General features: G+C 65.7%; 20 protein-coding genes. 16 read left to right on the forward strand and 4 right to left on the reverse strand.

All coding sequences use genetic code 11. The features are described from left to right. Positions 1–167 precede the first annotated feature (167 nt). Positions 168–2,588, forward strand: a complete 2,421-nt coding sequence (locus C722_RS0113640) for a penicillin-binding protein 1A (RefSeq protein WP_017641028.1) — start codon at positions 168–170, stop codon at positions 2,586–2,588. Between the two features lie 52 nt (positions 2,589–2,640). Here the strand turns inward: C722_RS0113640 and C722_RS0113645 are convergent, their stop codons facing one another. From C722_RS0113645 to rpmE, 3 genes are all read right to left on the reverse strand, one after another. After that, positions 2,641–3,909, reverse strand: coding sequence for a malic enzyme-like NAD(P)-binding protein (locus C722_RS0113645; protein WP_017641029.1), 1,269 nt, complete (start codon positions 3,907–3,909; stop codon positions 2,641–2,643). A 112-nt stretch (positions 3,910–4,021) separates the two neighbouring features. Further along, positions 4,022–4,849 carry a thermonuclease family protein gene (locus tag C722_RS0113650; protein ID WP_037063937.1) on the reverse strand — a complete coding sequence of 276 codons (828 nt, stop codon included), beginning with the start codon at positions 4,847–4,849 and terminating at the stop codon, positions 4,022–4,024. Continuing rightward, a complete protein-coding gene (gene rpmE / locus C722_RS0113655; RefSeq protein WP_007161618.1) occupies positions 4,849–5,064 on the reverse strand; it encodes a 50S ribosomal protein L31 in 216 nt (71 codons plus the stop codon). Before rpmE ends, C722_RS0113650 begins: the two co-directional genes overlap by 1 nt. A gap of 157 nt (positions 5,065–5,221) precedes the next feature. Here rpmE and C722_RS0113660 point away from each other — a divergent pair, with 157 nt between their 5' ends. The 6 genes from C722_RS0113660 (at position 5,222) to C722_RS0113685 (ending at position 12,775) form a co-directional block, all read left to right on the forward strand. Then, positions 5,222–7,435, forward strand: coding sequence for a primosomal protein N' (locus C722_RS0113660; protein ID WP_017641031.1), 2,214 nt, complete (start codon positions 5,222–5,224; stop codon positions 7,433–7,435). A gap of 96 nt (positions 7,436–7,531) precedes the next feature. Then, positions 7,532–9,289, forward strand: coding sequence for an arginine--tRNA ligase (gene argS, locus C722_RS0113665; RefSeq protein ID WP_026083840.1), 1,758 nt, complete (start codon positions 7,532–7,534; stop codon positions 9,287–9,289). Positions 9,290–9,304: 15 nt separating this feature from the next. Beyond that, on the forward strand, positions 9,305–10,042 hold the full coding sequence (locus C722_RS0113670) for an SPOR domain-containing protein (RefSeq protein WP_026083841.1): 738 nt from the start codon (positions 9,305–9,307) through the stop codon (positions 10,040–10,042). Between the two features lie 230 nt (positions 10,043–10,272). Continuing rightward, positions 10,273–10,806, forward strand: coding sequence for an ATP-dependent protease subunit HslV (gene hslV / locus C722_RS0113675; protein WP_017641034.1), 534 nt, complete (start codon positions 10,273–10,275; stop codon positions 10,804–10,806). 19 nt (positions 10,807–10,825) lie between these two features. Further along, positions 10,826–12,175: an ATP-dependent protease ATPase subunit HslU gene (hslU, locus tag C722_RS0113680; protein ID WP_017641035.1), complete on the forward strand. Its 1,350-nt coding sequence runs from the start codon at positions 10,826–10,828 to the stop codon at positions 12,173–12,175. Between the two features lie 228 nt (positions 12,176–12,403). Next, positions 12,404–12,775: a gamma-butyrobetaine hydroxylase-like domain-containing protein gene (locus C722_RS0113685; RefSeq protein WP_017641036.1), complete on the forward strand. Its 372-nt coding sequence runs from the start codon at positions 12,404–12,406 to the stop codon at positions 12,773–12,775. A 7-nt stretch (positions 12,776–12,782) separates the two neighbouring features. Here C722_RS0113685 and C722_RS0113690 read toward each other — a convergent pair whose 3' ends face one another. Continuing rightward, the gene (locus C722_RS0113690) at positions 12,783–13,061 is read right to left on the reverse strand and encodes a polyhydroxyalkanoic acid system family protein (protein WP_017641037.1); all 279 of its coding nucleotides are present in this window, start codon (positions 13,059–13,061) and stop codon (positions 12,783–12,785) included. 151 nt (positions 13,062–13,212) lie between these two features. Between C722_RS0113690 and ubiE the strand changes: the two genes are divergently transcribed. The 9 genes from ubiE (at position 13,213) to C722_RS0113735 (ending at position 19,378) form a co-directional block, all read left to right on the forward strand. Further along, entirely contained in the window at positions 13,213–13,983 is a 771-nt protein-coding gene (gene ubiE / locus C722_RS0113695) for a bifunctional demethylmenaquinone methyltransferase/2-methoxy-6-polyprenyl-1,4-benzoquinol methylase UbiE (protein WP_017641038.1), read from the forward strand. After that, positions 13,983–14,618: an SCP2 domain-containing protein gene (locus C722_RS0113700; RefSeq protein WP_017641039.1), complete on the forward strand. Its 636-nt coding sequence runs from the start codon at positions 13,983–13,985 to the stop codon at positions 14,616–14,618. Before ubiE ends, C722_RS0113700 begins: the two co-directional genes overlap by 1 nt. Beyond that, a complete protein-coding gene (gene ubiB / locus C722_RS0113705) occupies positions 14,615–16,213 on the forward strand; it encodes a ubiquinone biosynthesis regulatory protein kinase UbiB (protein WP_017641040.1) in 1,599 nt (532 codons plus the stop codon). Before C722_RS0113700 ends, ubiB begins: the two co-directional genes overlap by 4 nt. Positions 16,214–16,490: 277 nt before the next feature. Further along, on the forward strand, positions 16,491–16,892 hold the full coding sequence (gene hisI / locus C722_RS0113710) for a phosphoribosyl-AMP cyclohydrolase (RefSeq protein ID WP_017641041.1): 402 nt from the start codon (positions 16,491–16,493) through the stop codon (positions 16,890–16,892). Further along, positions 16,885–17,217, forward strand: a complete 333-nt coding sequence (locus C722_RS0113715; RefSeq protein ID WP_007161606.1) for a phosphoribosyl-ATP diphosphatase — start codon at positions 16,885–16,887, stop codon at positions 17,215–17,217. The genes hisI and C722_RS0113715 overlap by 8 nt, the downstream gene beginning before the upstream one ends. 27 nt (positions 17,218–17,244) lie before the next feature. Continuing rightward, on the forward strand, positions 17,245–17,511 hold the full coding sequence (locus C722_RS0113720) for a twin-arginine translocase TatA/TatE family subunit (protein ID WP_007161605.1): 267 nt from the start codon (positions 17,245–17,247) through the stop codon (positions 17,509–17,511). A gap of 9 nt (positions 17,512–17,520) precedes the next feature. Next, positions 17,521–17,877, forward strand: a complete 357-nt coding sequence (gene tatB / locus C722_RS0113725) for a Sec-independent protein translocase protein TatB (RefSeq protein WP_007161604.1) — start codon at positions 17,521–17,523, stop codon at positions 17,875–17,877. After that, on the forward strand, positions 17,874–18,671 hold the full coding sequence (tatC, locus tag C722_RS0113730) for a twin-arginine translocase subunit TatC (RefSeq protein ID WP_017641042.1): 798 nt from the start codon (positions 17,874–17,876) through the stop codon (positions 18,669–18,671). Before tatB ends, tatC begins: the two co-directional genes overlap by 4 nt. Continuing rightward, on the forward strand, positions 18,668–19,378 hold the full coding sequence (locus C722_RS0113735) for a 16S rRNA (uracil(1498)-N(3))-methyltransferase (RefSeq protein ID WP_017641043.1): 711 nt from the start codon (positions 18,668–18,670) through the stop codon (positions 19,376–19,378). The genes tatC and C722_RS0113735 overlap by 4 nt, the downstream gene beginning before the upstream one ends. Positions 19,379–19,435: the final 57 nt, after the last annotated feature.

Consider the following 19,435-nt stretch of genomic DNA (forward strand, 5'->3'; position numbering starts at 1 on the left):
ATCAGTTCCCTATGAGCGACGGTGGTCTTCCGCGGACGGGCATTAGATAACAGACTTGACACCCGAGCAAATAGCGGCCAACCGCCAAACGCGCCTATAATGGCGACGCCGTGTAGGCTGACCGTCACCTGTCGCCCTTTCCTTCTTTCCATTCGAAAAGTCTCTTGATGCGTGTTCTGAAATTTTTCTGGTGGTCGTTGGTCGCCCTGGTCTGCAGCCTGTTGCTGGGTCTCAGCGGTGCCTTCCTCTACCTCAGCCCCAGCCTGCCCTCCATCGATGCCCTGCGTAACGTGCAACTGCAGATCCCTCTGCGGGTGTTCAGCGCGGACGGCAAACTCATCGCCGAATTCGGCGAAATGCGCCGCTCGCCGCTGCGTTTCAACGAGATACCGCCCGATTTCATCCATGCCCTGCTCTCCGCCGAGGATGACAACTTCGCCAATCACTATGGCGTGGATGTGAAAAGCCTGGCACGGGCAGTGAGCCAGCTGGTCAAGACCGGACACATCCAGACCGGTGGCAGCACCATCACCATGCAGGTCGCCAAGAACTACTTCCTGACCAGCGAGCGCAGCTTCTCGCGCAAATTCACCGAGATCCTCCTGGCGCTGCAAATCGAGCGCCAACTGACCAAGGACGAGATCCTCGAGCTCTATGTCAACAAGATCTACCTGGGCAACCGCGCCTACGGCATCGAGGCCGCCGCCCAGGTCTACTACGGCAAGTCCATCAAGGACCTGACCGTCGCTCAGATGGCGATGATCGCCGGTCTGCCCAAGGCGCCGTCGCGTTACAACCCGGTCGCTAATCCTGAGCGTAGCCTGGAAAGACGCAATTGGATTCTCGAACGCATGTTCAAGCTCGGTTATATCGATCAGGCGGCCTACCAGGCCGGCATCGCCGAGCCGCTCGAGGCCTATCATCACGTCGCCGTGCCTGAGCTCAACGCCCCCTACATCGCCGAGATGGCACGGGCGGAAATGGTCGGTCGCTATGGTGGCGATGCCTACACCGATGGCTACCAGGTCTACACCACCATCGACAGCCGGCTGCAGACGGATGCGTTCGAAGCCGTACGTGACGGCCTGACCGATTACGACCGCCGGCACGGCTATCGCGGCCCCGAGGCCCAGTGGCCCAATCGCAGCCGCGCCGAATGGACCGCGCTGATCCAGAAGCAGCGCATCGTCGGCGGTCAGGATCCGGCCCTGGTCACCCAGGTGGAAAAGAGCGGCATCCTGGTCCTGACCCGCGAGGGCAAGGAAGAGGCGGTCTCCTGGGACTCGATGAAATGGGCACGCCCCTACCTCAGCGCCAACAGCCTGGGGCCACGCCCGAACGGTCCGGCCGACGTGGTCAAGGTCGGCGACCTGATCCGGGTGCAGCGCCAGGACGATGGCAGCCTGAAGTTCTCGCAGATTCCCAAGGCGCAGAGCGCCCTGGTCTCCCTCGACCCCCAGGATGGCGCCATTCGCGCCCTGATCGGCGGCTTCTCCTTCGAGCAGAGCAACTACAACCGCGCCACCCAGGCCCGGCGCCAGCCCGGTTCCAGCTTCAAGCCGTTCATCTACAGCGCTGCGCTGGAGAAGGGCTTTACCGCCGCCAGCCTGGTCAACGATGCGCCCATCGTCTTCATGGACGAGAATCCCGACGAAGCCTGGCGGCCAAAGAACGACAACAACACCTTCCTCGGCCCAATCCGCCTGCGCGAGGCCCTCTATCGCTCGCGCAACCTGGTGTCCATCCGGGTGCTGCAGGCCATCGGCATCGACTATGCGCTGGATTACGTCAGTCGTTTCGGCTTCGAGCGCGACCAGTTGCCGCGCAACCTGTCGCTCGCTCTCGGCACCCCGGGCCTGACGCCGCTGGAAGTGGCCACCGGCTGGTCGGTGTTCGCCAACGAGGGCTACAAGGTGACACCCTACGTGGTCGATCACGTGACCGATCGCGACGGCAAGGTGGTCTATCGCATGGCCGCGCCACGGGTGCCCCAGCAGGCGCAGGCCACGACCGCGCCGGGCGTCGAGGTCACGCCGGCGGCCGACACCGCCGCCGCCGACCCGGCCAATCCGGCGCCGGTGTTCGCCCCCCAGGTCATCGATCCGCGCAACGCCTTCATCATGAACAGCATGCTGCAGGACGTGATCAAGCGCGGCACCGGCCGCAAGGCGCTGGAACTGGGCCGCAACGACCTGGCCGGCAAGACCGGCACCACCAACGAATCCAAGGACACCTGGTTCTCCGGCTACAACGGCGACTACGTGACCACTGTGTGGGCCGGCTTCGACCAACCCGAGACCCTGGGCCGCCAGGAATTCGGCGGTACCGTGGCCCTGCCGATCTGGATGAGCTACATGGGCGCCGCGCTCAAGGACAAGCCACCGCATCAGCTCAAGGAACCGGACGGCATCGTCTCCATCCGTGTCGATCCCACCACGGGTCGCGCCGCGCCGCCCGGCACGCCTAACGCCTACTTCGAGCTGTTCAAGAGCGAGGACACCCCGCCGAGCCTGGACGAACTGCCGCCCGGCGTGGCGCCCGGCACGCCGCTGCCCTCCAGCGAAAACGTGCCCATGGACATCTTCTGATCTCCAGCCAATAAAAAACCCGCCGTGGCGGGGTTTTTTATTGCTTCGGGCCTTACTTGGCGAAGACGTCATCCACCGACTTCAGCGGATAGTTCGCCGGGTAGGGCAGCGTGGCCACGCCGGTCTCGATGGCGGCCTTGGCCACGGCATCGGATACCAGGGTGATCAGACGAGCATCCATGGGCTTGGGAATGATGTACTCACGACCGAAGCTCAGGCTGTCGACGTTGTAGGCGGCGCAGACTTCCTTGGGCACCGGCAGCTTGGCCAGATCACGCAAGGCCAAGGCGGCGGCGATCTTCATCTCTTCGTTGATGACCCGGGCGCGGACGTCCAGGGCACCACGGAAGATGAAGGGGAAGCCCAGGACGTTGTTGACCTGGTTCGGGTAGTCGGAACGACCGGTGGCCATGATCACGTCGTCGCGCGTGGCGTGGGCCAGCTCGGGGGTGATTTCCGGATCCGGGTTGGAGCAGGCGAAGACGATAGGGTTGGCCGCCATGCGCTTGAGGCCTTCGGCCGACAGCAGGTTGGGGCCGGACAGACCGACGAAGACGTCAGCGCCTTCGAGGGCGTCGTCCAGGGTGCGCTTGCTGGTCTCGGTGGCGAAGGCCGCCTTGTACTGGTTCAGGTCGTTGCGGCCGCTGTGGACCACGCCCTGACGGTCGATCATGTAGATGTTCTCGACCTTGGCGCCCATGCTCGCCAGCAGGCGCATGCAGGAGATGGCGGCGGCACCGGCACCCAGGCAGACGATCTTGGCGTCTTCCAGGCGCTTGCCGGCGATTTCCAGGGCGTTGAGCATGCCGGCGGCGGTGACGATGGCGGTGCCGTGCTGGTCATCGTGGAAGACCGGGATGTCGCACTGTTCGATCAAGGCGCGCTCGATCTCGAAGCACTCGGGCGCCTTGATGTCTTCCAGGTTGATGCCACCGAAGGTGATGGAGATGCGCTTGACGGTGTCGATGAAGGCCTGGGGGCTCTCGGCGTCCACCTCGATGTCGAAGACGTCCACACCGGCGAAGCGCTTGAACAGCACGCCCTTGCCTTCCATCACCGGCTTGGAGGCCAGCGGGCCGAGGTTGCCCAGGCCGAGGATGGCGGTACCGTCGGAGATCACGGCGACCAGGTTGCCTTTGCCGGTGTAGCGGTAGGCCAGTTCGGGATCGCGGCCGATCTCGCGGACCGGTTCGGCGACGCCGGGGCTGTAGGCCAGGGACAGGTCACGAGCGGTCGCGGTGGGCTTGGTCAGCTCGACGCTGAGTTTGCCGGGACGCGGCTGAGCATGGTATTCGAGGGCGGCGGTTTTGAGATCAGACATTATTGGTATATCCGCGTGGTGTGGGTCTTGGGTCGGGCGAGAATACGCAAAGACTCAAGGTGCCACAAGCAATCGGCCATATGCCTGAAATCAATCGCAATACGACTTTCGGCTAAAACGATTCAACCCGCAAACCCAGCATGTGCGGATCGCTCAGGGTAAGCTGCCAGCGTGCCCGCCCCGCTTCCTGGCGACGGCTGCGATCGACGATCCAGCCCCGTGCCTCGAGCTGGCGCCCGATCCATTGCTGCAGTGGCAGCTCAGCGAAGGCATTCACAAAGCGATTCGGCACATTGAACACCAGATCGCCGTCGAACTGCAGCCAGAGTCCGCCCCGGTTGCGTTCGATCCCCTGCAGGCGCCCCTGCACCACGGCGAAACCACTCTCCTGGATATGCGTGGCGGAAAGGGTGGGGTCCTTTTTCCAAACACCGAGTCGAGCCTTGCGCGCCGCGCCTTCCGCCGCGACCTGACAGCCGGCCAGTCGGGTATTGGGCGCGATGGCCACCGCGTAGCCGAGACCCTCGGCGATCAACTGGGCTTCGAGATTGCGGCCCTGGCGGTCATAGAGATGGGCCAGGGTGCGACCGTAGTGGTCGGTCGCCTCACGACCCGGGACCAGGCGCAGGCGGTCGTCACTGGCGTCCACCAGCGCCTGCAGGCGTCGACGTGCATCCTCGGCATAGGGCTGCGCCGTGCCGCCGGACCTGCCCAGCTCCGGTGCGTTGATGCCGATCAGGCGCACGGAGCGACCATCGACCAGGCGCAGGGTATCGCCGTCCACCACCTGCCGCACCTCGACCTCCTGGCCGCCCGGCAGCAAGGGGCACGCCGCGGCCAGGGCCAGCGGCGCAATTGCCAGGGTAGAAACGAAAAAGGCGCCCCAGAGGGACGCCTTTTTCAGTGTCGAACCATGCGGAGATGGTCGACGGCAGCGCATTACTTGCTGCTGCCGAACACGCCGAAGCGCTGCTTGAAGCGATCGATACGGCCGCCAGCGTCCAGGACCTTCTGCTTGCCGGTGTAGAACGGGTGGCATTCGGAGCAGACGTCCAGGTGAATGTTCTTGCTCAGGGTCGAGCGGGTCTTGATGACGTTGCCACAGCTGCAGGTGGCTTCGATGGCATCGTACTGCGGATGGATATCAGCTTTCATGGAACTATCCTCGGGGTCTAGCTGTGCCGCCACCCGGCGCCATTGCCGGATACCGCACAGATTTGGGCTGCAAATCATACCAGAGCGGATAGGAGGCGCAAGCAGCCCCCTCACCGCCTGTCTGCTACCATCGGGCTTTACATCTGTGAGCCCTGCCGTGCCCCTGATCCTGCGCCTGGCGCTGCCTTCCCCCCTGCGCCGCCTGTTCGACTATCTGCCGCCCAAGGGCGCGGTGGAGGAGCAGTTGCGCCCCGGCGTGCGACTGCGGGTGCCCTTCGGTCGCCGTGAGGTGGTCGGGGTGCTGATCGAGGTGGCCCAGGAAACCGAGGTGCCGCCGGACAAGCTGCGCAAGGCCCTGCAACTGCTCGACGAGCGCCCGCCGCTGCCCAGCGCCCTGTTCGAACTCTGCCAGTGGTCCGCCCAGTACTATCAGCACAGCCTCGGCGACACCCTGAGCTGGGCACTTCCTGCCCTTTTGCGTCAGGGGGAGCCGGCCGAGCGCCGGCTGCAGCGTTTCTGGATCGCCCAGCCCGATGCCCGCCCGGAAGATCCACGCCTGGCCCGGGCGCCGCGCCAGCGCGAGGCGCTCAAGACCCTGCGCCAGCATCCCCATGGCGTGCTGCACGAATTGCTTGGCCAGCTCGGCCTGGTCAAGGACAGTCTCGACCTCCTCCAGGCCAAGGGCCTGGTCAAGGTGGAGACCCGCTATCACCAGCCGACCCGGCACCAGGGCTCCTGGCTCGCCCAGGCCGAATTGCCGCTCAACGGCGAGCAGCGCCTGGCCTACGAAGCGGTCCGCGCCGACAGCGGCTTCCACTGCTATCTGCTGGAAGGGGTGACCGGCAGCGGCAAGACCGAGGTCTATCTGCAGCTGATCCGCGCCACCCTGGAAGCGGGACGCCAGGCGCTGCTCTTGATTCCCGAGATCAACCTGGGCCCCCAGACCCTGGGCCGCTTCGAGCAGCGCTTCAATGCGCGCATCGCCCTGCTGCACTCGGCGCTGACCGATCGCGAGCGGATGGACATCTGGCTGGCCGCTCGCGATGGCGAACTGGATATCGTGGTGGGCACCCGCTCGGCGCTGTTCACCCCGCTCAAGCACCCCGGGCTGATCATCGTCGACGAAGAACACGACGCCTCCTATAAACAGCAGGAAGGCCTCAGGTACCACGCCCGTGACCTGGCCGTGGTCCGCGCGCGCTTCGAGAATCTGCCGGTGGTGCTGGGCTCGGCCACCCCTTCGCTGGAGAGCCTGCACAACGCCGATCAGGGGCGCTATGCCCACCTGCGCCTGTCACTGCGCGCCGGCGGTGCCCAGCCGCCACGCTTCGAGCGCCTGGACGTGCGCAGTCGCCCGCTCGACAGCGGTCTGTCCCAGCCACTGCTCAAGGCCATGGGCGCGACCCTGGAGCGCGGCCAGCAGGTGCTGGTGTTCCTCAATCGGCGTGGTTTCGCCCCTACCCTGCTCTGCCACGACTGCGGTTGGCTGGCCCAGTGCCCGCGCTGCGATGCGCGCATGACCTACCACCGCGGCTCCGGTGAGCTGCGCTGCCATCATTGTGATCACCGCCAGGCGCCGCCGCGTCATTGCCCTTCCTGCGGCAAGCTCGACCTGCGCCCGGTGGGCGCCGGCACCGAGCGCGCCGAGGAACGCCTGCAGCTGCTCTTTCCAGACATCCCGGTGCTGCGCATCGACCGCGACACCACCGCGCGCAAGGACGCCCTGGGCAAGCTCTTGCGCACCATTCATAGCGGGGTGCCCTGCATCCTGGTCGGCACCCAGATGCTCGCCAAGGGGCACCACTTTCCCAAGGTGACCCTGGTGGCCGTGCTGGACGCCGACAGTGGGCTGTTTTCCGCCGACTTCCGCGCCAGCGAGCGCATGGCGCAGCAGATCGTCCAGGTCGCCGGGCGCGCCGGGCGCGCCGAGGAACCGGGCCAGGTGCTGATCCAGACCCACCTGGCCGATCATCCGCTGATGGTGCAGCTGGCCGAGGAAGGCTATCCGGCCTTTGCCCGCCAGGCGCTGCAGGAGCGCCGCGCCGCCGGTCTGCCGCCCTTCGCCTATCTGGCGCTGCTGCGCGCCGATGCCCATCGCCAGGATCAGGTGGAGAATTTTCTCGAAGCGGCCTATCACGTCGCCGAAGGCCTGGCGGTCAATCTCGCCCTGCCCCAGGTGGAGTTGCTCGGCCCGGTACCGGCGCCCATGGAGCGGCGCGCCGGTCGCCATCGCGCCCAGCTGCTGCTGCAGAGCAGCAGCCGTGCGCCTCTGCACCGGCTGCTGGGCATCTGGGTGGCCCAACTGGAAAGCCTGCCGGAAGCGCGCCAGGTGCGCTGGTCCCTGGACGTCGATCCCATCGATCTCTTCTAGTGGCACTGGCTTACCATTGGCAAGGCCGGGCTCGCCACGGATAATGCCGGGTTTTCATCGCAGTGCGCGCCCGGCGCACGCCGAAGGCCAATGACCATGAAAGACAGCATCCGCCAGCTCATCCAGCACGCCCTCGACCGCCTGATCGCCGACGGCACCCTGCCGGCCGACGTGGCGCCGGCCATCCAGGTCGAGAATACCAAGGACAAGAGCCACGGCGACTTCGCCAGCAACGTCGCCCTGCTGCTGGCCAAGCCGGCCCGCGCCAAACCCCGTGACCTGGCCGAGAAGCTGCTGGCCGCCCTGCCCGCCGATCCGGCGGTGAGCAAGGTGGAGATCGCCGGCCCCGGCTTCCTCAACTTCTTCCAGAATCACGCGCAACTGGCCGCGCGGCTGGATGCGGCCTTCGCCGATCCGCAACTGGGCGTACCCACGCACGACCCACGCCAGCGCGTGGTGGTGGACCTCTCCTCGCCGAACCTGGCCAAGGAGATGCACGTCGGCCACCTGAGATCCACCATCATCGGCGACGCCGTGGCGCGGGTGCTGGAGTTCCTCGGCGACGAGGTGATCCGCCAGAACCACGTCGGCGACTGGGGTACCCAGTTCGGCATGCTGCTGGCCTACATGGAAGAACAGCCCCAGGCCGCCGAAGGCGAGCTGGCCGACCTGGAGGTCTTCTACCGCGCGGCCAAGGGCCGCTTCGACGCCTCGCCGGAGTTCGCCGCGCGGGCCCGCGAGCTGGTAGTGGCGCTGCAGGCGGGCGATGCCCATTGCCTGCGTCTTTGGGAGCGCTTCAATGCCGTCTCCCTGTCCCACTGCCAGGAGGTCTACGATCGCCTCAACGTCCGTCTGACCCCGGCGGACGTCAAGGGCGAGAGCGCTTACAACGACGACCTGGCCCAGGTGGTCGCCGATCTGGAGGCCGCCGGACTGCTAACCGAAAGCGACGGCGCCCGTTGCGTCTTCCTCGACGAATTCAAGAACGCCGAGGGCAATCCGCTGCCGGTGATCGTACAGAAGGCCGGCGGTGGCTATCTCTATTCCACCACCGACCTCGCCGCCATGCGCTATCGCAGCCGCCAGCTGCAGGCCGATCGCGCGCTCTACTTCGTCGACCAGCGCCAGGCCCTGCACTTCCAGATGGCCTTCGAGGTGGCGCGTCGCGCCGGCTTCGTCGATCCGGCCATGCAACTCGAACACATGGGCTTCGGCACCATGAACGGCGCCGATGGCCGCCCCTTCAAGACCCGTGATGGCGGCACCGTCAAGCTGGTCGACCTGCTCGACGAAGCCGAAGAGCGTGCCTACCAACTGGTCAAGGAGCGCAATGCCGGACGCGCCGAGCGTGGCGAGACACCCTTCAGCGAAGACGAACTGCGCCACATCGGCCGCGTGGTGGGTATCGCCTCGGTCAAGTACGCCGACCTGTCCAAGCACCGCACCAGCGACTACAGCTTCAACTTCGAGCAGATGCTCAGCTTCGAGGGCAACACCGCGCCCTACCTGCTGTACGCCTACACCCGGGTCGCCAGCGTGCTGCGCAAGGCCGGGCAGAGCGAGCCCACCGGCCGCATCCGCCTGGACGCCCCGCAGGAGCAGGACCTGGGCGGCCGCCTGGCGCAATTCGGCGAGATCCTCGCCAGCGTCGCCGACAAGGGCACCCCGCACCTGCTGTGCAGCTACCTCTATGACCTGGCCGGGCTGTTCTCCAGCTTCTACGAGAACTGCCCGATCCTGACCGCCGAGGACCCCGAATTGCGCCAGAGCCGCCTGCGCCTGGCCGCGCTCACCGGACACACCCTCAAGCAGGGCCTGGAACTGCTCGGTCTGCATACCCTGGAACGCATGTAAGAGACGGATCACCGCCTGATGGCCAAGAAAGCCCCACCCAAGCGCGGCGCCAGTCGCAATACCTCGGCCCCCAAGAAACAGCCCCTGCCCGGCTGGGTCTGGCTCGCGTCGGGTCTGGCCATCGGCGCCTTCGTCGTGTTCCTGATGAAGCTCGAACCGGGCAACAAGGCGGTGCAACGCGCCAAGCCGGAAGAAGGCCGCCCGGCGGCCGCGGCGGGCAACGGCAAGGCGTCGACCGCTGCTGGCAAGACCGAAGGCACGCCGCCCACGCCGATCAAGCCCAAGTACGACTTCTATACCCTGCTGCCCGAATCCGAGGTGATCGTGCCGCCGGACGCCGTGCCGCGCACGCCGGCCGCCAAGCCGACCACCCCGGCCAAACCGGATGCCGCGGCGACCCCGGCGCAGCCCGGCCAGCCGACCACCGCGACGCCGACCACGCCAGGCACCGCTCCGGGCCAGCCCGCTGCGACGCCGCCCAAGGAAGCCACCACCAAGGCCCAGCCGCCGGTGACCCTGTTCTTCCTCCAGGCCGGCTCCTTCCGTACCCAGGCCGATGCCGACCGGGTCCGCGCCCAGATCATCATGCTCGGCCAGGACGTGCGGGTGGAGTCGGGCAAGGTCAAGGACGACACCTGGTACCGAGTGCTGGTCGGTCCCTACAGCGATCGTGATCAGCTGACCCAGGCGCAGAAACAACTCGCCGGCAGCGGCTTCAAGAATCTGTTGCTGCAGCAACGCCGCGGTCACTGAAACCGGTCCACGGCCGGTTGCACGTCGGCCAGACGGTGTGAAAAGACCTCTGGAATGCCTATAACTCCGGGTCCTCAGGTTTTTTCGCCCGGTCTGGCGCTAGCTCGCCAGGCCGTGAACCGGCTCTCGCCCGGCGAATCCCCTCGCCGTGATGCTTGAAGGGCGCCGCGGCCATCCCCATATCTCCGCGTAACCGGGGCCGATGCCCCAAGCAACGCGGAGAGATTCCCTTGACCACCATCGTTTCTGTACGCCGCAACGGCAAGGTCGTGATCGGCGGCGACGGCCAGGTTTCCCTGGGCAACACCGTCATGAAAGGCAATGCCAAGAAAGTCCGGCGGCTGTACCGGGGCGAGGTGCTGGCCGGTTTCGCTGGCGGTACCGCCGACGCCTTTACCCTCTTCGAGCGCTTCGAGGCGCAACTCGAAAAGCACCAGGGTCATCTGGTCCGCGCCGCCGTCGAGCTTGCCAAGGACTGGCGCACCGACCGTGCCCTGCGCCGCCTGGAAGCCATGCTGGCAGTCGCCAACAAGGACGCCTCCCTGATCATCACCGGCAACGGCGACGTGGTGGAACCCGAAGAAGGCCTGATCGCCATGGGCTCCGGTGGCGCCTATGCCCAGGCCGCCGCCCGCGCCCTGCTCATGCATACCGACCTCAGTGCCCGCGAGATCGCCGAGACCTCCCTGAATATCGCCGGTGACATCTGCGTGTTCACCAACCGCAACCTGACCATCGAGGAGCTGGACGCGCCCCAGGCGTGATCCGGTTTAGAGACTGCCCATGTCCATGACCCCCCGCGAGATCGTCCACGAACTCAACCGCCACATCATCGGCCAGGACGACGCCAAGCGCGCCGTGGCCATCGCCCTGCGCAACCGCTGGCGGCGCATGCAGCTGCCCGTCGAATTGCGCCCCGAGGTCACCCCCAAGAACATCCTGATGATAGGCCCGACCGGTGTGGGCAAGACCGAGATCGCCCGGCGCCTGGCCAAGCTGGCCAACGCCCCCTTCCTCAAGGTGGAAGCGACCAAGTTCACCGAGGTCGGCTATGTCGGCCGCGACGTCGAGTCCATCATCCGTGATCTCGCCGATGCCGCCGTGAAGATGCTGCGTGAGCAGGAGATGGTGCGTAACCGCCATCGCGCCGAAGATGCCGCCGAAGAGCGCATCCTCGATGCCCTGCTGCCGCCGGCGCGGCCTTCGGTGGGCTTCAGCAACGAACCCCAGCCGACCGTCACCGATAGCAACACCCGCCAGCTGTTCCGCAAGCGCCTGCGCGAAGGCCAGCTGGACGACAAGGAAATCGACATCGAGGTGGCCGACACCCCGGCCGGCGTCGAGATCATGACCCCGCCCGGCATGGAGGAGATGACCAGCCAGCTGCAGAATCTCTTCGCCGGCATGCACAAGGGCAAGACCAAGCAGCGCAAGCTCAAGGTCAAGGAAGCGCTCAAGCTGGTGCGCGATGAAGAAGCCGCGCGCCTGGTCAACGAGGAAGAACTCAAGGGCCGCGCCCTGGAAGCCGTCGAGCAGCACGGCATCGTCTTCATCGACGAGATCGACAAGGTCGCCAAGCGCGGCAACACCAGCGGTGCCGATGTCTCCCGCGAGGGCGTACAGCGCGACCTGCTGCCGCTGATCGAAGGCTGCACCGTCAACACCAAGCTGGGCATGGTCAAGACCGACCACATCCTGTTCATCGCCTCGGGTGCCTTCCACCTGTCCAAGCCCAGCGATCTGGTACCGGAGCTGCAGGGTCGTCTGCCGATTCGCGTCGAACTCAAGGCGCTGACCCCGCAGGACTTCGAGCGCATCCTCACCGAGCCCCATGCCTCCCTCACCGAGCAGTATCGCGAACTGCTCAAGACCGAGGGACTGCTGGTGGAATTCGCCGCCGACGGCATCACCCGCATCGCCGAGATCGCCTGGCAGGTCAACGAGAAGACCGAGAACATCGGGGCCCGCCGCCTGCACACCCTGCTGGAGCGCCTGCTGGAAGAGGTGTCCTTCAGCGCCGCCGACCTCGCCGGTCAGCAGAATGGCGAGCCCATCGTCATCGACGCGGCCTATGTGAACGGCCATCTGGGTGAACTGGCCCAGGACGAAGACCTGTCGCGCTATATACTGTGACGGCAAGCCTGATGCCTGGTTGATCGCGGCCATGGCTGCAACAGACCGTAGGTTGGGTTGAGACAGCTCTATCGTCGAAGCCCAACGTTGCCTGCGCCCTGAACCCATGGTGGGCTTCGCTGCGCTCAACCCAACCTACAGCGGTTGCTAAGAGCGGCCACATCGGCGGACCGTCAGGGCCGCGTTGGCCTCAAGCAAAGACTGAATCGCCGCCCAGAGAACCTCAGCATGCGTACCCCTACCGCCATCCAGCTCCACAAGGCCTCCAAGATCCTCAGCGTCAGCTATGGCGCGGAAACCTTCGAGCTGCCCGCCGAATTCCTGCGGGTGCATTCGCCCTCGGCCGAGGTCCAGGGTCACGGCAATCCGGTACTACAGTGGGGCAAGCAGCAGGTCGGCATCACCGCCGTGGAACCGGCGGGGCGCTACGCCATCAAGCTGACCTTCGACGATGGCCACGACAGCGGCCTGTTCAGCTGGGACTATCTCTATGAACTGGGCAGTCGCCGCGACCAGCTCTGGGCCGACTACCTGGAACAGCTGGCCCGCGCCGGCAAGACGCGGGATCCGCACGTCAGCGCGGTCAAGCTGATGCTCTAGCGCTGGCTCAGGCCGCCAGGGCCTTGTCCAGCTTGCGCTCGATTTCCTTTTCGATCTGGCCACTGAGCATCGAGAACATCATGCCCAGGGTCGCCAGTACCCGCACCCGGTCTTCGCCGACCTCGATCCGCCCGTCTACGCCGCTGCGCGTGAATGTCAGGGTATCGCCTTCCCAGGCGCAGGCCACCCCATAGTCGCGCGTGAGTTTTTCCGCCAGCTGGTCGGCTTTCTGGCGAGCGCCTTCCAGGCCGAGCGAATGGCTGCGTTCGATGGTGATCTGGGACATCGGGGAACTCCGGATAAGGGGCCCTGACTATAGCGAGGGCCCGCCACGTCGCCAATCGCGAGAACCGAGCGGTCAGCCCCCGTTTTAGCCGGACATCCCGGGCGATCGGCCTGCTAGAATGCCCTCTTGTCCCTGTCCCAGGTGTAGCCCCATGAGCGATCCGCGCAAAGGCCCCGAGGCCGAATCCCAGACCCACTTCGGCTACCAGAGCGTCCCGGAGAGCCAGAAGGCTTACAAGGTCGCGGAGGTCTTCCATTCGGTGGCGGCCAAGTACGATGTGATGAACGACCTGATGTCGGCGGGCATCCACCGGCTGTGGAAGAGATTCACCATCGAACTGTCCGGCGTGCGCCGCGGCAACCGCGTACTGGACATCGCTGGCGGCACCGGCGACCTGACCAAGCAGTTCGCCCGTCTGGTCGGCCCCACCGGCGAGGTGGTCCTGGCCGACATCAATGACTCCATGCTACGGGTCGGCCGCGATCGCCTGCTCGACGAAGGCGTCGCCAGCAATGTGCGCTTCGTCCAGGCGGATGCCGAGAAGCTACCCTTCCCCGACAACCATTTCGACTGCATCACCATCGCCTTCGGCCTGCGCAACGTCACCCACAAGGACCAGGCCCTGGCCTCGATGCTGCGCGTGCTCAAACCCGGTGGCCGGCTGCTGGTGCTGGAATTCTCCAAGCCCACCAACCCGCTGGTGTCCAAGGCCTATGACGCCTACTCCTTCGGCTTCCTGCCGCTGATGGGCAAGCTGGTGGCCGGCGATGCCGAGAGCTACCGCTACCTGGCCGAATCGATCCGCATGCACCCCGATCAGCAGACCCTCAAGGCCATGATGGAAGAGACCGGCTTCGCCCGGGTCACCTTCCATAACATGACCGGCGGCGTGGTCGCCCTGCATCGCGGCATCAAGCCCTGATGGCCCTCGTCACCCAGGCGTTGCTGGCCGCACTGGAGCGTGGCCTGAATCCGCTGCTGGCGCTCGATCCGGTGGCCTTGCCGCGCCTGGCCGGCCTGACCGGACGGGTGATCGCGGTCCAGACCCGGCAACCGGCGCTACGCCTGTACATCCTGCCCGCGGGTGACGGCCTGCACTTCGCCGCCCATCACGAGGGCGACATCGACTGCACCCTGAGCGCCCCGGCGACGCGCCTCGCTGAACTGGCTCTGGCCCGCGACAAGCAACGCGTGCTGCACCAGCCGGACGTGCGCCTGGAGGGCGACAGCGCCCTGCTGATCGAACTGTCCGACATCCTGCAGAAGCTGGAGCTGGACTGGCAGCACGAAGTCAGTCGCTGGCTCGGCCCGCTGCCAGCCGCACTCCTGGGTGATCTGGCCCGACGCAGCCAGGCACTCGGCGAACAGACGCGTGACAGTCTGCAGCTGACGCTGTCCAACTGGCTGAACGAGGAGAGTCGTCAGCTGGTCGGCCGCCTGGAAGGCGAGGCCCGCTTCGCCGAGATCGATGCCCTGCGCCTGGACGTGGATCGTCTCGACGCCCGCCTCGCCCGCCTGGGCACCGCCCGCAACGCCAGGGATAACCCCGACGAATGAAGCTGTTCGCTGCCCTCAACCGCCTGTTGCGGATCTTCTTCGTGGTGATCCGCTATCGGCTGGACGACATCGTCTACGCCCTGCCGCTGCCCTGGTACCTGCGCGCCACCCGCTACGTGCTGCCCTGGCGCTGGCTGCCGCGGCCGAGCAAGACCCTGCCGCGCGGTGCCCGCCTGCGCCTGGCGCTGGAAGGTCTGGGCCCAGTGTTCGTCAAGTTCGGCCAGATCCTCTCCACCCGGCGCGATCTCATGCCCGAGGATATCGCCGACGAACTGATGTTCCTGCAGGACAAGGTCCCGCCCTTTCCGCCGGAAAAGGCCGTGGCGCTCATCGAGTCCCAGCTTGGCGTACCCATCAAGCAGGCCTTCGCCCGCTTCGATCACCAGCCGCTGGCCTCGGCCTCGGTGGCCCAGGTCCATGCCGCCCAGTTGCGCACCGGCGAGGAAGTGGTGGTCAAGGTGGTGCGGCCCGGGTTGAAGAACATCATCAGCCAGGACATCGCCTGGCTGTTCCTGCTGGCGCGCACCGCTGAAAAGCTCTCCGCCGAAGCCCGCCGCCTGCATCCGATGGACGTGGTCAGCGACTACGAGAAGACCATCTACGACGAACTGGACCTCCTGCGCGAGGCGGCCAACTCCAGCCAGCTCAGACGCAATTTCGAGGGTTCCGAGCGCCTCTACGTGCCCCAGGTGTACTGGGACTGGTGCCGCGAGCGAGTGCTGGTCATGGAGCGCATCTACGGCATCCCGGTGACCGATCTGGCCGCCCTGCGCGACCAGGGCACGGACTTCAAGCTGCTGGCCGAGCGCGGCGTGGAGATCTTCTTCACCCAGGTGTTTCGCGACAGCTTCTTTCACGCCGACATGCACCCGGGCAACATCTTCGTCAGCACCGCCAAGCCCTGGGATCCGCTCTACATCGCCGTGGACTGCGGCATCATCGGCAGCCTGACCCCCGAGGACCAGGACTACCTGGCGCGCAACCTCTGGGCCTTCTTCCAGCGCGACTACCGCAAGGTCGCCCAGTTGCACATCGACTCCGGCTGGGTGCCGGCCAACACCCAGGTCAACGAACTGGAAGCGGCCATCCGCACCGTCTGCGAGCCGATCTTCGAGAAGCCGCTCAAGGACATCTCCTTCGGCCAGCTGCTGCTGCGGCTGTTCCAGGTGGCGCGCCGTTTCAACATGGAGATCCAGCCGCAACTGGTGCTGCTGCAGAAGACCCTGCTCAACATCGAAGGGCTGGGTCGCCAGCTCTATCCGGACCTGGACCTCTGGTCCACCGCCAAGCCCTATCTGGAAAAGTGGATGCGCAAGCGGCTGAGTCCGCCGCAGGTCGCCCGCAACATCCAGCAGCAACTGGAACAGATCCCGCATCTGGCGCAGATGGCCCGCGATACCCTGGAACGCATCACCCAGCCGCATCGCAAGGATCCACCCAACCCCTGGGGCAGACGCAACGACGACTGGATCGTGCGGGTCATCGGCGCGGTCCTGCTGGTCGGTGCCGCCCAGCTGGGCCTCGAACCCCAGCCCCACGCCTGGCCGGCCTGGGCCATGCTGGTCGGCGGTCTGGTTCTGGTGATCAGGCGCTGAACTCCTTAAGCTGTAACCGTCCTGTCATTTTTATCGGGCGAAATACACGCCCTCAGCCACTGGTGCCCTGCCGCTGTATTCGAGTTGCGTCTTATGCGAGGCTAGGGCCTGTTTGAAAAGTCGCCGAGCGAAGGTCAGGCAAGGCAAAAATCCGTGAGGAAGCGGAGTTTACGAACGGTAAATGAGCATTCCGAACGGATTTTTAACGCCGCATGACCGAGCGCAGGCATTTTTCGGACAGAGCCAAGTACCCTAATTCGTAGTATTGAACAGACTCATGAGCGACTGGTTAGACGAGATCCACTGGAACAGCGACGGCCTGGTACCGGCCATTGCCCAGGACCCCACCTCGGGGCGCATCCTGATGATGGCCTGGATGAACCGCGAATCCCTGGCCCTGACTGCCGCCGAAGGCCGTGCGGTCTACTGGTCGCGTTCGCGCAACCGGCTGTGGCGCAAGGGCGAGGAATCCGGGCATGTGCAGCGCGTTCTCGAGCTGCGCCTGGATTGCGATGCCGACGTGGTGGTACTGCAGGTGGAACAGCTCGGTGGCATCGCCTGCCATACCGGCCGGGAAAGCTGCTTCTATCGCGTGTTGCGCGACGGCCAGTGGGAGACCGTCGATCCGGTGGTCAAGGACCCCAGCGCCATCTATGCCGGAGGGCACGGCCATGACTGACACCCTCGCGCGCCTGGCGCAGGTGCTGGAAGAACGCAAGCAGGCCGCCCCGGACTCCTCCTATGTGGCCAGCCTTTACCACAAGGGTCTGAACAAGATCCTGGAAAAGGTCGGCGAAGAAAGCGTCGAGACCATTCTCGCCGCCAAGGACGCCGCCATCAGCCAGCAATACGACGACGTCATCTACGAGACCGCCGACCTCTGGTTCCACAGCCTGATCATGCTCTCGGCCCTGGGCCAGCATCCCCAGGCCGTGCTGGACGAGCTGGATCGTCGTTTCGGCCTCTCCGGGCACGCCGAAAAGGCCGCCCGCACTCAATCCTGACCCCAAGCTTCGCAACGAGGAAAGACCATGGGTATCTTCGACTGGAAACACTGGATCGTCATCCTGCTCGTCGTGGTGATCGTCTTTGGCACCAAACGCCTGAAGCATCTGGGCTCCGACGTGGGCGAGGCCATCAAGGGCTTCCGCAAGGCCATGCACACCGATGAGGACGACAAGGCCGAACAGCCGGCGCCCACCGCCAGCACGGCCAACCCGAATGCGCCCCTGAATCGTCCCCAGACCTTCGATGCCGAGCATCGCAAGGTCGAAGAGCCGGTGGTGCGCAAGGACTAAGGCCCCGCCATGTTCGGAATCAGCTTTCCCGAAATGATGCTGGTGGGGTTCGTGGCCCTGCTGGTGCTGGGCCCGGAACGCCTGCCCGGTGCCGCGCGCACCGCGGGTCTGTGGATCGGTCGCCTGAGGCGCAGCTTCAACAGCATCCGCCAGGAAGTGGAGCGCGAGATCGGCGCTGACGAAATTCGCCAGCAGCTGCGCAACGAGCATATCCTGTCCATGGAACAGCGCGACAACCGGCCCAAGCCTGCCGCTTCCACCCCGGAAGCCCAGACTCCACCGGCCGCCGTTGCTCCGCCCATGCCTCAGGACGTGGTTGCCGAACGCCCGCAGGATCCGCCCCAGACGCCGCCAAGAGCACCATGAGCGACAAGCCTTCCGAACACGATGACCAGGAAATGCCCCTGGTCTCGCACCTCACCGAATTACGTACCCGCATCCTCAGATGCGTGCTGGCGACCTTTCTGATCTTTCTCGGGCTGTTCTACTTCGCCCAGAAGATCTATGCCTTCGCCTCCGAGCCGATCCGCCGCGTCCTTCCCGAAGGCGCGACCATGATCTCCACGGACGTCACCTCGCCGTTCCTCGCGCCCTTCAAGCTGACGCTGGTGGTATCGCTGTTCATCGCCATGCCGGTGATCCTGCACCAGGTCTGGGGGTTCGTCGCGCCCGGGCTCTATCGACATGAAAAGAAGGTTGCCATCCCGCTGCTGATCTCCAGCATCGTGCTGTTCTACGCCGGCATGGCCTTCGCCTACTTCCTGGTGTTCCCGATCATCTTCCACTTCTTCAGCAGCATCACGCCGGAAGGCGCCATGATGATGCCGGATCTGAACGCCTATCTGGATTTCATCCTGACGCTGTTCTTCGCCTTTGGCGTCGCCTTCGAGATTCCCGTGGCCACCGTGCTGCTGATCTGGATCGGTGTGGTCGATGTGGCCTACCTGAAGAAGATCCGGCCCTACGTCATCATCGGCTGTTTCGTGGTCGGCATGATCCTGACCCCGCCGGACGTCTTCTCCCAGACCATGCTGGCCGTGCCCATGTGGCTGCTGTTCGAGATCGGCCTGCTGTTCGGCCGCTTCGTGCAGAAGCGCGAGCGCCCGCTCAGCGACGAAGACGCCGCCCCCGAAGCCCAGCCGCCCGCCGAACGTCCGTGAATCTGATCCTGCTCGAAGCGGCCGACTTCACGGCCGCTGACCGGGTCGTGCTGCGCGATCCGCGCCGTCTCGCCCATCTGCGCGAGGTCCACCAGGCGGCTGCCGGCGACCGGATGCGCGTCGGCCTGCTGGATGGCCTGATGGGTACCGGCCAGATCGAGTCCCTCGACGCTGGCCAGGCCTGCCTGACCGTCACCCTCGACCAGCCACCGCCGGCCAAGCTGCCGCTCACCCTGTTGCTGGCCCTGCCCCGTCCCAAGATACTGCGCCGGGTGCTGCAGACGGTGTCCGCCATGGGCGTCGCACGCCTGGTGCTGCTGAACAGCTACCGGGTGGAAAAGAGCTTCTGGCAGACCCCGTTCCTGGCGCCCGCGGCCATCGAGGAGCAACTGCGCCTGGGACTGGAGCAGGCCCGGGACACGGTGCTGCCGGAGGTGCTGATCGAAAAGCGCTTCAAGCCCTTCGTCGAGGATCGCCTGCCCGCGCTCGCCGCCGGCACCCGCGGCCTGGTCGGTCATCCGGGCAACTACCCGGCCTGCCCGCGCGCCCTCAGCGAGCCCGTGACGCTGGCGATCGGTCCGGAGGGTGGCTGGATACCCTATGAGGTTGAAAAGCTGCAGGAAGCGGGCCTGGCGCCGGTACAGCTCGGGGAGCGCATCCTGCGCGTCGAGAACGCCGTACCCGCCCTCCTCGCCCGCCTGTTCTAGCGCGCCTGTTTTAGCCCGATCAGGGACAAGAAAAAGCCCCGGCGTCTCGCGACACCG

Source organism: Pseudomonas sp. 313 (assembly GCF_000316965.1).
Classification (GTDB): Bacteria; Pseudomonadota; Gammaproteobacteria; order Pseudomonadales; family Pseudomonadaceae; genus Chryseomonas; species Chryseomonas benzopyrenica.

What these genes read in the sequence shown, in the direction of transcription:
- C722_RS0113650 (WP_037063937.1), bottom strand. Translation starts at nt 4,849, where the DNA reads ATGCGCTGCCGTCGACCATCTCCGCATGGTTCGACACTGAAAAAGGCG.
- hslU (WP_017641035.1), top strand. Translation starts at nt 10,826, where the DNA reads ATGTCCATGACCCCCCGCGAGATCGTCCACGAACTCAACCGCCACATC.
- C722_RS0113640 (WP_017641028.1), top strand. Translation starts at nt 168, where the DNA reads ATGCGTGTTCTGAAATTTTTCTGGTGGTCGTTGGTCGCCCTGGTCTGC.
- rpmE (WP_007161618.1), bottom strand. Translation starts at nt 5,064, where the DNA reads ATGAAAGCTGATATCCATCCGCAGTACGATGCCATCGAAGCCACCTGC.
- ubiB (WP_017641040.1), top strand. Translation starts at nt 14,615, where the DNA reads ATGAAGCTGTTCGCTGCCCTCAACCGCCTGTTGCGGATCTTCTTCGTG.
- hisI (WP_017641041.1), top strand. Translation starts at nt 16,491, where the DNA reads ATGAGCGACTGGTTAGACGAGATCCACTGGAACAGCGACGGCCTGGTA.
- tatB (WP_007161604.1), top strand. Translation starts at nt 17,521, where the DNA reads ATGTTCGGAATCAGCTTTCCCGAAATGATGCTGGTGGGGTTCGTGGCC.
- C722_RS0113715 (WP_007161606.1), top strand. Translation starts at nt 16,885, where the DNA reads ATGACTGACACCCTCGCGCGCCTGGCGCAGGTGCTGGAAGAACGCAAG.
- argS (WP_026083840.1), top strand. Translation starts at nt 7,532, where the DNA reads ATGAAAGACAGCATCCGCCAGCTCATCCAGCACGCCCTCGACCGCCTG.
- C722_RS0113685 (WP_017641036.1), top strand. Translation starts at nt 12,404, where the DNA reads ATGCGTACCCCTACCGCCATCCAGCTCCACAAGGCCTCCAAGATCCTC.
- C722_RS0113645 (WP_017641029.1), bottom strand. Translation starts at nt 3,909, where the DNA reads ATGTCTGATCTCAAAACCGCCGCCCTCGAATACCATGCTCAGCCGCGT.
- C722_RS0113700 (WP_017641039.1), top strand. Translation starts at nt 13,983, where the DNA reads ATGGCCCTCGTCACCCAGGCGTTGCTGGCCGCACTGGAGCGTGGCCTG.
- C722_RS0113720 (WP_007161605.1), top strand. Translation starts at nt 17,245, where the DNA reads ATGGGTATCTTCGACTGGAAACACTGGATCGTCATCCTGCTCGTCGTG.
- tatC (WP_017641042.1), top strand. Translation starts at nt 17,874, where the DNA reads ATGAGCGACAAGCCTTCCGAACACGATGACCAGGAAATGCCCCTGGTC.
- C722_RS0113690 (WP_017641037.1), bottom strand. Translation starts at nt 13,061, where the DNA reads ATGTCCCAGATCACCATCGAACGCAGCCATTCGCTCGGCCTGGAAGGC.
- ubiE (WP_017641038.1), top strand. Translation starts at nt 13,213, where the DNA reads ATGAGCGATCCGCGCAAAGGCCCCGAGGCCGAATCCCAGACCCACTTC.